The organism is Pedobacter sp. FW305-3-2-15-E-R2A2, assembly GCF_038446955.1.
Lineage (GTDB): Bacteria > Bacteroidota > Bacteroidia > Sphingobacteriales > Sphingobacteriaceae > Pedobacter.
In genome coordinates this window covers 6237094-6251275 of record NZ_CP151803.1, presented here as the reverse complement: position 1 = coordinate 6251275, position 14182 = coordinate 6237094, and the positions used below count along the sequence as shown (strand labels likewise).

The 14182-nt window shown below is 41.5% G+C and carries 11 protein-coding genes; 9 read left to right on the top strand and 2 right to left on the bottom strand.

Going from position 1 to position 14182, the window contains the following annotated elements; translation table 11 throughout:
* Nucleotides 1-10: 10 nt before the first annotated feature.
* The 6 genes from AAFF35_RS25255 (at nt 11) to AAFF35_RS25230 (ending at nt 10814) form a co-directional block, all read left to right on the top strand.
* Complete coding sequence (locus tag AAFF35_RS25255) at nt 11-3277, top strand: TonB-dependent receptor (RefSeq protein WP_342329296.1); 3267 nt, start codon at nt 11-13, stop codon at nt 3275-3277.
* An 11-nt stretch (nt 3278-3288) separates the two neighbouring features.
* Nucleotides 3289-5061, top strand: coding sequence for a RagB/SusD family nutrient uptake outer membrane protein (locus AAFF35_RS25250; protein WP_342329295.1), 1773 nt, complete (start codon nt 3289-3291; stop codon nt 5059-5061).
* Between the two features lie 72 nt (nt 5062-5133).
* Complete coding sequence (locus tag AAFF35_RS25245) at nt 5134-6591, top strand: hypothetical protein (RefSeq protein ID WP_342329294.1); 1458 nt, start codon at nt 5134-5136, stop codon at nt 6589-6591.
* 30 nt (nt 6592-6621) lie between these two features.
* Entirely contained in the window at nt 6622-8208 is a 1587-nt protein-coding gene (locus AAFF35_RS25240; protein WP_342329293.1) for a discoidin domain-containing protein, read from the top strand.
* Nucleotides 8209-8212: 4 nt separating this feature from the next.
* The gene (locus AAFF35_RS25235) at nt 8213-10270 is read left to right on the top strand and encodes a glycoside hydrolase family 2 TIM barrel-domain containing protein (protein ID WP_342329292.1); all 2058 of its coding nucleotides are present in this window, start codon (nt 8213-8215) and stop codon (nt 10268-10270) included.
* A 232-nt stretch (nt 10271-10502) separates the two neighbouring features.
* Nucleotides 10503-10814 carry a hypothetical protein gene (locus tag AAFF35_RS25230; protein ID WP_342329291.1) on the top strand — a complete coding sequence of 104 codons (312 nt, stop codon included), beginning with the start codon at nt 10503-10505 and terminating at the stop codon, nt 10812-10814.
* A gap of 143 nt (nt 10815-10957) precedes the next feature.
* On the opposite strand, the gene AAFF35_RS25225 is transcribed toward AAFF35_RS25230, so the two are convergent.
* Nucleotides 10958-12079 (bottom strand): peptidoglycan bridge formation glycyltransferase FemA/FemB family protein, encoded by a 1122-nt coding sequence (locus tag AAFF35_RS25225; RefSeq protein ID WP_342329290.1) that lies wholly within the window; start codon nt 12077-12079, stop codon nt 10958-10960.
* Nucleotides 12080-12209: 130 nt separating this feature from the next.
* Between AAFF35_RS25225 and AAFF35_RS25220 the strand changes: the two genes are divergently transcribed.
* From AAFF35_RS25220 to AAFF35_RS25210, 3 genes are all read left to right on the top strand, one after another.
* Entirely contained in the window at nt 12210-12359 is a 150-nt protein-coding gene (locus AAFF35_RS25220) for a type II toxin-antitoxin system HicA family toxin (protein ID WP_342329289.1), read from the top strand.
* A 108-nt stretch (nt 12360-12467) separates the two neighbouring features.
* The gene (locus AAFF35_RS25215; protein ID WP_342329288.1) at nt 12468-12761 is read left to right on the top strand and encodes a hypothetical protein; all 294 of its coding nucleotides are present in this window, start codon (nt 12468-12470) and stop codon (nt 12759-12761) included.
* A gap of 263 nt (nt 12762-13024) precedes the next feature.
* Nucleotides 13025-13423 (top strand): VOC family protein, encoded by a 399-nt coding sequence (locus tag AAFF35_RS25210; RefSeq protein WP_342329287.1) that lies wholly within the window; start codon nt 13025-13027, stop codon nt 13421-13423.
* Nucleotides 13424-13522: 99 nt separating this feature from the next.
* On the opposite strand, the gene AAFF35_RS25205 is transcribed toward AAFF35_RS25210, so the two are convergent.
* Nucleotides 13523-14098: a thymidine kinase gene (locus AAFF35_RS25205; protein WP_342329286.1), complete on the bottom strand. Its 576-nt coding sequence runs from the start codon at nt 14096-14098 to the stop codon at nt 13523-13525.
* Nucleotides 14099-14182 lie beyond the last annotated feature (84 nt).

The following is a 14182-nucleotide window of genomic DNA, read 5'->3' as shown; positions in this document are numbered from 1 at the left end:
AACCTGTTTTATGAGAAAATTATTGACCATTATTAGTATGGTGATTTGCTTCTTGCCAGGCATGCTTAATGCCCAGACAAAAGTGATCACCGGAACGGTAAAAGAAAAAGAGGGTGCCTTACCAGGAGCCGGTATTACAGAAAAGGGAATGCCCGCTAACGCAACGCTTACCGATGCAAACGGAAATTTCAAAATTACTTTAAAGGGCAGCAGTCAGGTCCTGATCATCAGAAATATTGGATATCAAACCCAGGAAGTCAATGTTGCAGGCAACAGCAACGTAAACATTATGCTGGAAGTAGACTCAAAAGGTCTGGATGAGGTCGTAGTGGTTGGATACGGTACCCAGAAAAAGGTAAACCTCACCGGATCTGTTGCTTCCATTAATTCCAAAGAATTAAATTCAAGGCCAATTACCAACGTATCTTCTGCCCTTGCCGGACTGGCGCCGGGTGTCTCTGTACAGCAGGGAAGTGGTAAGCCTGGTTCAGATGGAGCAACGATCCGTATCAGGGGAACAGGAACACTGAATAACAACAATCCACTTTTGGTAATTGATGGGATTGTCGGAACGATGGATGCTGTAAATCCCAACGACATCGAAAATATCTCTGTACTTAAAGATGCGGCTGCAGGAGCTATTTATGGTTCATTATCTGCAAATGGGGTGATTCTGATCACTACCAAAAAGGGTGCTGCCGGACGTAATAATGTGACTTATTCTGGTCTCGTTTCATTTGCCAGACCGAGTCGCTTACCTGATTTTATATCAGATTATGCCCGGTTTATGCGTTTAACCAACGAAAGTAACCGCAATATGGGGGTTTCAGAAGTGTATGCCGCCAATACCATTCAGAAATGGGAGGAAGCCAACAAAAATCCCAACGGCATCAGCGCCAGTGGTGTTCCTAACTATGTTGCTTATCCCAATACAGATTGGGCAGATTGGGTCTTTGGTAAAAACCAATTGGTGCAAAACCATAATATTGCCGTAACCGGAGGAACCGATAAAGTAAGTTATAACCTTTCTGCAGGATATCTTGACAATGGAGGAATCATGAAAAATACCGGTTTACAGAAGTACCAGATCCGTGCCAATGTAGAATCTAAAATTAATAAGGTACTGACTTTGGGTACGCAAACCTTCCTCTCTACTCAGTCGGTTGGAAAGGCAAATACAGAAAATGCTTTTAATTACATGTGGCAGACCAATCCGGGGATTTATCCTTTTTATGAAGGGAAATATGGCTTCGCACCAGCGATAGAAGAACCTGTAACCAACAATAACATTTTAACCTATCTGAACGGAACAGGTGGTAAGGACAAGGAAACACGGATCAACTCCACACTATATGCGATTTTTAATCTTTATAAAGGCTTAACACTCGAGTCTAAGGTGAATTATCAGGACCGGTATCGTGAGCAAAGCAGTTTTGCAATGCCGATAGAAAGATGGGACTTTTCTACCAATACTTTGAAAGTGCCATTGTCACCTGGTGCTGACCTGAGTACAAGCTATGAGTTCAATAAAAATTACACCCTTACTTTTGATAATGTGCTTCGCTATCAAACCTCCATTGGAAATCATGATCTAAGTGCATTGGTGGGTTATAACCAATTCTACTATAACTTTTATGATGTAAGAACCTCTAAAAAAGGACTTATTGATTATGGCAATACCACTTTGGGTTCCGCAACGGATATCGCCAACACTTCGGGAGGAAGGGAGTACGACAGGGGAATGCGTTCCTGGTTTGGCCGTGTAAATTATGCCTATAAATCAAAGTACCTCTTTGAAGCAGTATTGCGTTATGACGGTTCCTCTAAATTTGCCACGGAGAATAGATTTGGTGTGTTTCCTTCCTTTTCAGCAGGCTGGAGGGTTTCTGAAGAAGCATTCATGAAAGGTATTGCCGATAAAATTCAGAACCTGAAAGTACGTGCTTCCTGGGGTAAGGTTGGAAATAACATTATGAGTGTGAACGACGACCTGGGGAATTACGATTATCTTGCCGGTTATGATAAGGTAAACTATTCTTATAATAATGCTTCTAATACCGGTTTGGCGATTACCAAATTTGGAAACAAAACCTTACGCTGGGAATCTACCACAGTAGCCAATCTTGGCCTGGATCTGACAACTTTTGGCGGTAAAATGAACCTGGAAGTAGATGTGTATCAGAAAAAAACAGATGATATTTTAACTACTCCTCCCATTTATCTTACTGCAGGTACAGCTGCTGCGCCTACGCAAAATACGGCGTCTATGAGCAATAAAGGGCTGGAATTTACTTTGGGATGGAAAGATAAGATCGGAGAAGTAGACTATTCTGTAGTAGGTAATTTTGCGTACAACTTTAACCGTGTGACCAAATACAAAGGAAAATTAGCGGAAGGATACACTGTTGATGCCAATGGCAACCGGGTTTACAGCTCGAATATCGGACAAGTAGGATCGGGAGACAATACCAAGATTCTGGAAGACCATACCATTAATGAGTTATACCTGTTGCAAGTGTACAATGGAAACGGGTCTTATAAAAATTCTGATGGCAGCCCCAATATCAATGGTGGACCAAAAGATGGAATGATCCGAACTCCTGAAGACCTGGATTGGGTGAAATCCATGATCGCAGCAGGATATAAATTCAATCCGGTAGGTACCGTAGCAAAAGGCCAGCTTTATTACGGAGACCTGATCTATGCGGATGCCAATGGCGATGGGGTTTATGGAAATAACTTTGATAAGCAGTTTACCAATGCGTCAAGTATCCCTAAATATACTTTAGGTCTGAATTTCGCCATAGCCTGGAAAGGATTTGACTTTTCTATGCTTTGGTCTGCAAGTACAGGAATGAAGTATTTATACAATCAGTCTGGAATCAACAGTACCAGGACCAATCTTGGAAACGCAATCGGTACCAGAATCGCAGACGATCATTACTATTATAATGATGCTAATCCAAATGATCCGGCCAATAATATTACCGCAGGTTTGCCAAGGCTTAAATGGGGTTCTTCTGATAACCAGACCAATATCCCAAGTGATTTCTGGCTTTATAATGCCTCTTATGTAAAGCTTAAAAATGTTCAGGTAGGTTACTCCTTCTCTGATGGCTTAATCAAAAAAATTGGATTGAACAGACTGAGGATATACGTGTCAGGAGAAAACCTGCTGATGATTACCAAATATCCCGGACTTGACCCAGAGGTAGGTGCCAATCTTTCTTATCCAACCATGAAGCAATTTGCTACAGGTTTAATAGCAACTTTTTAACACAAATGACGATGAAACAGAACATATTTAATGCTGAAAAAATGGTGTTGCTCCTGGTGGCAGGATTGAGCATCAGCAGCTGTAAAAAAAGCTTATTAGATACCAATCCATACAGCTCAGTCAGTTCTGCTACCATGTGGACCACAGACAACCTGACTGATTTGGGGGTGACGGGTGTTTATCAGGCATTGAGACTTGGTATTCAGACGGGTGGGGCTTCCGATAGAGAACTTTATCAGATGGATGGCCTTGGTTTCACTTCTATGGCACGTGGAGGTAATGACCTTATGACGGGAACAGCGACCTCTTCCGGTGGAAGGTTCAGTAATACCTGGAAAGAATTATACGAAGGAGTTCACCGGGCAAATGATGCCATTGAAAATATCGCGTTACTATCGCCCTCGGCTCCTGAAAAAAAAGCAAGGTATATCGCAGAATGTAAATTTCTCCGGGCCTATTTCTATTTAAGATTGAATCAGCTGTTCAAAGGAGTACCGGTTTACCTTAAGCGTCCGCCGATCACTGAACTGACCAACGGGCGGGAATCTGAAGCCAAGGTGTGGGAAGTGATCATCAACGACCTTAATGATGCCATTAACGAGCCTAATTTGCCACAGAAATATTCAAAAGGTGCCAGTCAATACGGACACGTGACAAAAGGTGCTGCTTATGCATTGCGTGGAAAAGCGTATCTATACCAGAAGAAATGGGCAGAAGCAGCGGCAGATTTCAGCAAAGTAAAAGAAGCCGGATATACGCTTTTTACCGGTGGTTATAAAGCGTTGTTCAAAGAAGCCAATGAACAGGCTGATGAAATGATTTTCTCTATGCAGAATATTGCCGTAGACGGATATGGATCAACGACTCAATGGTACCTGGGTTCAAGATCTTCATTAGGCTCTGCCTGGAATAGTTATTATGTGTCTCCAGCACTCGTTGATCTCTATGAAAAAACAGATGGAAGTAAGTTCAACTGGGATGATCTTATCCCTGGTTACAATGCAATGCCAGCAAATAAGCGCGAGGTTTTCTATTTGAGAAATAACCTCAGCCCAGCGGAAATCACCACTTTTACGAATAAAGGACTTGATATGTCTCTTTATTTACCTACGGGTAATGAGGAGCGCGTTAAAGCGGCTTATGCCAATAGAGATTCCCGCTTAAATGCAACGGTTATTGTGCCTTATGGTACCTACCTTGGGCGGCCTCAGTTTGGATCAGATCAGACCTACACCATGCGCTGGCCGGCAAACAATGAACAACCTCCTGTATTGGACCTATTTAGCGATTCCAGAAATCAGTTTTTCTATTTGTACCGTAAATTTGTTTATGAAGGCTCTACCGAAATTATTAACCGTCAGTATGGGGCCATTGATTTCCCGATTATCAGGTATGCCGATGTATTGCTGATGTGGGCAGAGGCGCTGAATGAATTACAACAAACCGGAGAAGCGATCAATAAAGTGAACGAAGTAAGGGCAAGAGCGGGTATCGGTGCATTAAACTCTTCTGCTGCAACAACAGTAGTGGGACAAGAAGATCTGAGAGAGCGTATCCGTAACGAACGTCGGGTAGAGCTGGCCTGCGAAGGGATTAATTATTTTGATGAAATTCGCTGGGGAACGTTAAAAGAAAAAGTGTTTACGGCCAATGGAGGTGTCAATCAGGTGTGGGGAGGAATTACTGTTCCCTATGTATGGAAAGGTGATTATGTAACCACATGGCCGATTCCTCAGACCGAAATTGAAATGAATCCCAATTTAAAACAAAACCCGGGCTGGTAATAATATACCGTCCTTTGAATTCGCTTTAGCATCTGCTAAAGCGAATTTTAATGTGAAATTTAATAAAAGAATATGTTGAAAAAGCAGTTTATTTTATCCGCCTTATTGCTGGCTTTCTTAGGAGTTTTCAGTACCGTTAATGGCCAGGAAAGGAATGTTGTAGGAGCAGGTAATTATTACGTAGACAGTGATAATGGAAACGATAACGGTATCGGGAAGTCCGAAAAACAGGCCTGGAAATCACTGGCAAAGGTAAATGCACAAGTCTTTAATCCCGGCGACAAGATTTTCTTTAAAAGAGGCGGACAATGGGAGGGGCAACTCTTGCCACAAGGATCAGGAACAACCAGGCAACCCATCATTTTTACTGCTTATGGAAAAGGCGCTTTGCCAGTTATTGCAGCAAAGGGGAAATTCAAAGATGCCGTGTTGTTAAAGAACTTGAGCAATATTGCTTTGGAGTACTTCGACATTTCCAATCAGGATACCCTCGTTAAAGAACAAAAAACAGGTCCTGCAGGTGTTCGCATTCTTGCAGAAAATATAGGTACGATCAAAAATATTCGTTTGTCTGGCTTGTACATCCACGACATTAATGGCGACAATAAAAAAGGAAGCAACGAAGGGAATGGCATTTTCTGGGATTGCCAGGGACCTACGCCGAGTAATATTGAAAACCTGCTGATTGAAAACTGTAAGCTGCTGCGGGTAGACCGTAACGGCATTCGCGGAAACGGGACTTTTGGTTTCAGGACAAACTGGTTTCCCAATAAGAACCTGATCATCCGGGGGTGTACACTCGAAGACATCGGTGGGGATGGAATCGTGGTGAAAGCATTTGATGGTTCCATTGTGGAACATAACAAGTTGTTTTATATCAGAACAAGGGCTAAAGACAATGCAGTTGGCATCTGGCCACACAGCAGCGACAATACCCTTATTCAATACAATGAGGTAGCTTATACCAAAAACCAGGACTGGTCTAACGACGGCCAGTCGTTCGATATCGATGGGAATTGTACCAATACTATCATTCAAAACAATTACAGTCATGACAACGAAGGTGGCTTTATGCTGGTGATCTCCGATGCCATCAATGAGAAAAGCAAAATGACCACAGGAAGCATCATCCGAAATAACCTGAGTGTGAACGATGGAAATAAGCGGAAGCGTCTTTTCAACTTTGCGTTGGTTACCGATTCTACTTATATCAGCGGAAATCATTTTTATAACCGTACTACTGATTCGGTGAAAATGGAATTAATAGATATTGAACATGGCGTTCCTAAAAACGTGGTATTTGAAAACAATACTTTTCATTATGCCGGAACTTCCCTGGGCATTTTTAACAAATCGGATAAACAATACAATGCTTTAAAGTGGATTGGCAATACTTTTAAAGGCAATATCCAGGGTAAGGAGAAGTTGCAGAATGTAATTGAAGAGAAAGTACCACCTCAGAAAAAAGGGAATAAATTCCCATGGAACTATTTAAAAGAAACAGAGCGAAAGATGAACCTTAAGAAATAAAACAAAATCAATCAACCCTAAACAAAATCTATGAAAAACAAACTGTTAACCCTTTGCCTTTTAGCGGCAACCTGCTTTCTTGCATGTAAAAAATCTGCAGTGGAGGGAGATACCCTTCCGCTGGAAACGCCCATTACCGATACGGTGTATACCAGTCCGCAGACCAGAAACCTCAACTTAATTTACTTTGTCCCCAACGACCTTGATACGCTTCCTGCTTATGAGAAACGCCTGAGCGAACTGATGCTATGGACACAAAACTTTGTTAAAGGAGAGATGCAGCGCAATGGTTATGGAGAGAAAACCTTTGGCCTCTTTGCAGATTCGAGGATTAACCGCGTTAAGATCATCACGATCAGAGGAACAAAGCCGAAAAGTGATTATGCTTACAGCGGCGGTGCAGGAAATGTACAGGCGGAGATCAATGCTTATTTCACGGCAAATCCTACGGAGAAAACAAGTGAGCATACCCTGGTTATTTTACCCCGTTATTCCTTTAAAGCGGATGGAACCCCAAGTGGTGGTCCGTTCTATGGTTTAGGCAAATGGTGTTTTGCATTGGATTATGAAGGGATGGACATCAAAAATATGGGAAAAACAGATACTGAAGGAAACCGTTTCAGCGTTTGGTTTGGAGGAATGGTTCATGAACTTGGACATGGCCTGAACTTACCCCATAATTGTCAGAAGGTCTCTGAAAATGCCACCCTGGGAATGGCATTAATGTGGGCAGGAAATGGAACTTTAGGAAAATCTAAAACCTTTCTTACCGCCACGGATTGCGCAATTTTAAATGTAAACCAAATTTTTAATAATGATGCTAAAGCCTATTATGGGCCTGTAGTTTCATCGATTAATAAGATCTATGCGGATTATTCGGCAGATAAAAGTACCATTGTGGTTTCCGGGAAATTTACCAGTGACACCAAAATAAACAGTGTCGTTTATTACAACGATCCGAATGTAAACAACGAAGGAACAGGTACGAATAAAGATTATAACGCCACGACCTGGGAGTCAAAAACGATCGGAACGGATAGCTTTTATGTAGAGATGCCGATCTCCGAATTTAAATATAAAGACGCCAGTCCCTACGAGATGAAGGTGAAACTCGTTGCCGAAAACGGAACAGTCAAAGAAACGATTTATACCTATAAGTTTGTGGATGGTTTACCGGTACTGAGCTTCGGTTCAAAAAATGAGATCAGTAAAACAGGGTGGACGATTGCTGCTTACAGCTCTCAGCAAACCACTGCTCCGGTAGCCAATGTGATCGATAAAAATCTGAGCACCGGATGGCACAGTCAGTGGTCAGTAGCACCAGCGGCATCTTATCCGCATTTCATTACGGTAGATTTAGGACAGCAACAAACTGCAGATGGATTTACCATTTTGAATGCAGACCGACGTGCCATAAAAGATGTAGACATTCTATATAGCGTTGATGGGGTTAACTTTCTCCCTCAGGCCACTTATGTGATCCCAAAACTGGGCTATATACAAAACTTTGCTTTCGCAGCGCCCTTAACCTTCCGATACTTCAAAGTTCTGGCTAAATCCAGCTGGGATGGAGAGCAGTTCGCACAATTCGCCGAAATAGGACTTTACAAAAATTAATATAATGCATTATAAGAGAAACATCATTGTCACCATTCTTTTCCTTTTATTTCAACTGGCTGATAGTACAGCAAAACCTTTTAATCATGCGGCAAACGGCCGGGAAACGATTCCATTTAATAAGGACTGGCAATTTTATTTTGCTTATAACTTTGAACAAGGCATAAAAAAAGAAACCGTTAACCTGCCCCATTCCTGGAATGCAATGGAAGTGCTGAAAGGCGTTCCCGATTACAACAGGACCTCGGCGATTTATGAGAATAAACTCCATGTGCTCCCGGCATGGGCGGGTAAACGGCTGTTCCTGTACTTTGAAGGGGCAAATAGCGTAGCAACGGTGTTTGTAAATAATAAGTCGGTGGGAACACATAAAGGCGGATATACCGCCTTTGCAATCGAAATTACCGATGCGGTTAAACCGGGAGAGAATGCCATCACCGTACAGGTGAGCAATGCTTATCGCCTGGACGTACTGCCTTTACATGGAGATTTTAACATTTATGGAGGTATTCACCGCCCGGTTTCTTTAATCCTGACAGAGAAGAATTGCATCAGTCCGCTGGACTATGGTTCTCCTGGTGTTTACTTAAAGCAAAAACAGGTTTCTAAAGCTTCCGCAGAGATTGAGGTGTTAACCAAACTTTCCTTGTCTGATGATCAGTCGCTTAGCCTGAGAAGTACCCTTCTGGATGGGAATAAGAAAGTGCTTTCTACCTTAACCAGTAACATTGATAAAGAAAACAGTCGGCAACTCAGCCAATCGATAAAACTTTCAAACCCACATTTGTGGAATGGGAAAGCTGATCCTTATTTATATGAGGTTCGTATAGAACTCCTGCAAAACGGACAGGTCATTGATCAGCTCTCTCAGCCTCTGGGTTTACGTTATTTTAGTGTAGACCCGGACAAAGGCTTTTTTCTGAATGGTAAATACCTGGACCTTTATGGAGCAGGAAGGCATGAAGACGTGTCGGGAAAAGGATCTGCGTTAACTGATGAAGACCATGACCGCGATATGGAACTCATGAAAGAGCTGGGTGCAACTGCTGCCCGGTTAACACATTATCCGCATAGCAAACATTTTTATGAACTCTGCGACAAGAATGGTATCGTGCTATGGTCGGAGATCCCTTTTGTTGGCCCGGGAGGATATACGGGAACAGGCTATGTGAAGGATGCTGAACTGGAAGCCAATATCAGGCAAATGCTGAAAGAGCTGATTCGTCAGAATTACAACCATCCTTCGGTGTGCTTCTGGGGACTGTTTAACGAATTGAAATTAAATTACGACGATCCACAACCCTTTATCAAAGAACTGAATGCGCTGGCCAAACAGGAGGACCCAAGCCGTTTAACTACGTTGGCCTCCAATCTGGGAAATAGCTCATTTACGGATCTTACAGATCTGATGGGCTGGAATCAATACTTTGGCTGGTATGGCGGGAAGTTTGAACAGGTGGGGGCATGGGCAGATGAAACACATGCTGCGGTGCCGGGTAAACCGATCTCTATCAGTGAATACGGAGCAGGAGGGAGCCCTTTTAAGCATACGGAAGGACTGATCCGACCGGAAGCAAAAGGCAATTTCCATCCGGAAGAATGGCAAACTGCTTTTCATGAGAAACATTGGGAGGAATTAAAAAAACGTCCTTTCTTATGGGGTAAGTTCATTTGGGTATTGGCCGATTTTGGTTCTGCGATCAGAACGGAAGGAGATGCGAATGGAATCAATGATAAAGGATTGGTTACCTACGACAGGAAAATCAAGAAAGATGCTTTCTATTTCTATAAAGCAAACTGGAACCCGGAACCAATGGTCTATATCGCAGAGCGAAGAAATACGAATAGGACAAAAGCCAGCATTGCGTTGAAAGTATATAGCAATGCAGCGGCTGCGGAACTTTGGGTAAACGGAAAACGGATTGGAAAGAAAGCAAAAAATGGACTGAATACGATGATCTGGGAAAACGTACAACTAAGCAAAGGAAACAATGAGATTCTGGTAAAAACGAAGCATAAGGGGAAAGAACTCAGTGATCATTGCGTTTGGACCTTGCAATAACCGAAAAGATCTTTTGCTTTTCATAGGGCTGTATCATGGTAATAGTGCAGCCCTTTTGCATTATCCTGCTCCCTTAAGCTACAAAGTGTGGAGCGTCTCCACAGTTAAATTTAGCTTTAATTATGTAAAGTGTTGTTTATCAGTTGTAGTGCCAAAAGAAAGCTGTTCTGGCATCATTATTAAACCTACCCTAAACGTAATTAACAAGAATATTAACTGAAATACAAAGAATATGAAAAAGATCATTTTATCAGCAGCATTTTTAGCTTTCGCAGGAATCTCAGCAGTAAACGCAAGTGAAGTAAAAACTCCGGTAGCAATTACCGTTAAACAAGATAGTGTTACAAAAGCTCCGGTTGAATTGAAAGATCTTCCAGAAGCAGTAAAAACAACATTGCAAAGTGAACCCGTTAAAGCATGGACTCCGGTTGCAGCTTTCCTGGTAACTAACGCAGATAAAACTAAATTTTACCAGATTGATGTGAAAAAAGAAGCAGAAACTGCTTCCATCAAAATTGGAGAAGATGGTAAAGTGATTCAATAGGTTTTATTAACCAACTGTATGTTTACGAAAGGGTCGGAATTATTCCGACCCTTTTTTGATTAGAACACTTCAAAACAGATGGAATATGCTTATTCTCCGTTATTTGAAATATGACTAGTCAATAATATAGAAGCGTTACTCGTCTAAAGATGATAACCCTGACTTTGCATCTCAGTAGCGATGAAACGCTGGTATTGCTCCATATCCAGCGGATAATCCCAGCAACCCATTCTGTGATAAAGCTCACCACCAAAGCCGGTTTTAAATTTATACAGTCCATGAAGTGGATGAGAGGGATCAGAGTTTGGCGCTACACCAAACATATCATATTCTATACAGCCCCGGTTTTTTGCAATCTTCATGGCTTCCCATTGCAAGGCATAAGTGGCCATATAATTTCTGTTACTGGAGGAAGAAGCACCATAGAGATAAGTTCCTCTTTGGCCTGAGATGACCAGAAACATGGCAGCCAAAGGTCGCCCTTCTGTTTCGGCAAGCAGCAGCTCAACCTCAGCAGGCGAGGAAGTATCTTCTGCACGTGCAGAAAGCACGGTTCTGAAATAATCGATTTCGTTGATGTGAATGCGGTTCCGTAGTGCTGTTTCCTGATATAAAGCATACCAGATGTTTAAATTTTCCATTCCTACTCTGCTTACTGTAACGCCTTTTCTATAGGATAGGTTGATGTTGTATCTGGTCTTTGCTTTCATGGAAGCTAGCAGCTCATCTTCTTCCTTTTGCAGATCGAGAAATATGGTGTTTGAAGGTAAGATGTCAGAATTGGTTTTTTTGAGGTTCCAATTGTCGGTATTGAAGTTAAAACGGAACTCCTGATATTTCTTTTCAGGCGGGCCGGACCAGTTTCCGGAATCGTCAAAATGGTCTTCCTCTTTTGCCCAATGGGATTCCCAGGCCAGGTCGTATCTGATGAGGATACATTTTGAGGGAAGGTGGGAGCGGAGATTTTCCGACAATTCTTCCAGGAACTTTCCCTGATATTCTTCATTGGGTTCAATTTCCGGTCCATAAGGGACGTAGGCAATGCTATATTCACTGTCCAGGGGCTGCAGTAATACCAGAAAATCAGCTTGGGTAAACTTATTTTTTAAAGCATCATGGAAGATGTCTTCATTTTTCACTTTAAAGTCAAATGCTTTAGATTGGAGACCTTGCTGGGTTTTTACTTCCGACCAGAATGCCGTCTGTTGAATAATTGAGGTCTCATAAACTTCTTTAACGTCTTTTTTATCAATAGCTATATTCATTATATTCCTTTCCGGCACAAAGGTCGGGAATTATAAAGTGATAAGCCAATTTAAGACTGATCAGATTACCTATTGACTCTTTTATGATATTATTATTGGTTTAAAAATAGCAAAATTGCTACCTTTTCCAATGAACTTTAAGGAAATGCTTAAGCTGCTAAAAGAGGATGTTTGGGAGGAGAAATCTCAAAAAGGTAGCCATCTGCAGTTAATGCATCCTTCGAAGCCTGGTGAAGTTACCATACCTGTGCACGGGGAGATAACCGAGAGGTACCCTTAATTCAATTTTGAAGTAGGTTGGGCTTAAATAGCCCAGCCGTTAATACTTTCTCTTAATAAAATTAATAAGCTAAAACTAGATTTAATCATAGAGCGAGGTGAACGTGATTTGGCAGGTAGAGTAATCTGCAACGATTCTTTAATCGTGGATGAGGCAGGTAACGTACATGATCTTGAAGAAAAGCTAAAACTACTCTTGTTTGAATTTGAAAATGTTGAGCCTGAAATGGTAGTTTTTGAATATTTCTACGACATTTATGCCTTATTTCAAGAGGTTGATTTTCTGAATATTGGAAAAGTTGCCCAAAGAGCGGGAATCAACGCTGGTTTAATGCGGCAATATGCCAGTCAGGTTAAATATACTCCGGCAACACAGGCAAGGAAAATTGAGGCTTCGCAATAGGATGTCACAGTTTGTGACTTCCAAAGAAAATGGCTAATCCATGTGTGACAACTTTTTGTGCTGTTAAAAATAATCTTTTTTGAATCAGCTTAAAATTGCCATCTGCCGGAATACAATATTGATAAAACAGATTTGGTAATGTCCAAAAATAGATCGAAATTACTTTAAAGATTGTGCCTGAAAAGACATTTAACCAGCGTCAAATAGGAACAATTCTTTCTTCCGTTTTTACATCAGTTTTTAATCGTAAAACACATTTAAATATGAAAAAAGTAACGGGCCTTGGTGGCGTATTTTTTAAATGCGACAATCCGAAAGGCATGAACGAGTGGTATGCCAAAAATCTTGGATTGGCTACCAGTGACTGGGGAGCAACGTTTGATTGGCGGCAGGCCGATGATCCGACAAAAACAGGATCTACTGCCTGGTGTACCTTTCCGAAGGATACCAAATATTTCAATCCTTCAGATAAGCCATTTATGATCAATTACCGGGTGGATAATATTGTTGCGCTGGTGAAAGAACTGAAAAAGGATAACGTCACCATTATTGATGAGATTGTGGATTCTGAATTTGGAAAATTTGTTCATATTCTGGATCCGGAAGGAAACGCTATTGAGCTTTGGGAACCAAAAGATGAAGAGAATAACCTGGAAGGGTGAACGATAGTTCGCATCTCGAATATACCGATGCATTTGAAACCTATCGCTATATTCGAGACGATCTATTTTCCTGATTGTAGCTATAATTGATGTGGAATATTAATCCCTGGCATGGAAACAAGGTCTGCACCTTGGTTCGTAACTGTCTTTCTCTCCTAAAAGGATTTTTGATTCATTTGCTACCGTTCTATAAGAATAAACAGCGGGGCTTCCGCAACGAACACATACAGCATTTACTTTAGTTACCAGTTCGGCTATTGCCATTAGTGCTGGCATTGGACCGAAAGGTTTACCACTAAAATCCATATCTAAACCGGCAACAATTACGCGAATTCCTTTTTGTGCCAGTATATTGCAAACCTCGGGAAGGTTCTCATCAAAAAACTGAGCTTCGTCAATTCCAACTACCTGTACATTGGTGTCCAATAATAAGATGGCCGATGAATTTTCGACAGGAGTAGACTGAATGGAATTTCTATCATGAGATACAATTGCGGTCTCATCATATCTGGTATCCGTTGCAGGCTTGAAGATCTCTACATTCAGTTTAGCGATTTGAGCGCGCTTTAACCTTCGCAACAATTCCTCCGTTTTACCTGAAAACATAGAGCCGCAAATTACCTCTATACTGCCGCAAAACTCTCCTCTTCTGTAATTTTGTTCGCTGAATAACATCTATGGTTTGATCTTTATAGCCGACTAATATCGAAATTTTGTAGTATTTTTGAGTACCAAGTTACCAACATAAAACATTCATTC

Coding starts and splice junctions, on each gene's coding strand:
- AAFF35_RS25250 (WP_342329295.1), top strand. CDS start 3,289: ATGAAACAGAACATATTTAATGCTGAAAAAATGGTGTTGCTCCTGGTG.
- AAFF35_RS25245 (WP_342329294.1), top strand. CDS start 5,134: ATGTTGAAAAAGCAGTTTATTTTATCCGCCTTATTGCTGGCTTTCTTA.
- AAFF35_RS25220 (WP_342329289.1), top strand. CDS start 12,210: ATGAACTTTAAGGAAATGCTTAAGCTGCTAAAAGAGGATGTTTGGGAG.
- AAFF35_RS25235 (WP_342329292.1), top strand. CDS start 8,213: ATGCATTATAAGAGAAACATCATTGTCACCATTCTTTTCCTTTTATTT.
- AAFF35_RS25205 (WP_342329286.1), bottom strand. CDS start 14,098: ATGTTATTCAGCGAACAAAATTACAGAAGAGGAGAGTTTTGCGGCAGT.
- AAFF35_RS25225 (WP_342329290.1), bottom strand. CDS start 12,079: ATGAATATAGCTATTGATAAAAAAGACGTTAAAGAAGTTTATGAGACC.
- AAFF35_RS25230 (WP_342329291.1), top strand. CDS start 10,503: ATGAAAAAGATCATTTTATCAGCAGCATTTTTAGCTTTCGCAGGAATC.
- AAFF35_RS25210 (WP_342329287.1), top strand. CDS start 13,025: ATGAAAAAAGTAACGGGCCTTGGTGGCGTATTTTTTAAATGCGACAAT.
- AAFF35_RS25255 (WP_342329296.1), top strand. CDS start 11: ATGAGAAAATTATTGACCATTATTAGTATGGTGATTTGCTTCTTGCCA.
- AAFF35_RS25240 (WP_342329293.1), top strand. CDS start 6,622: ATGAAAAACAAACTGTTAACCCTTTGCCTTTTAGCGGCAACCTGCTTT.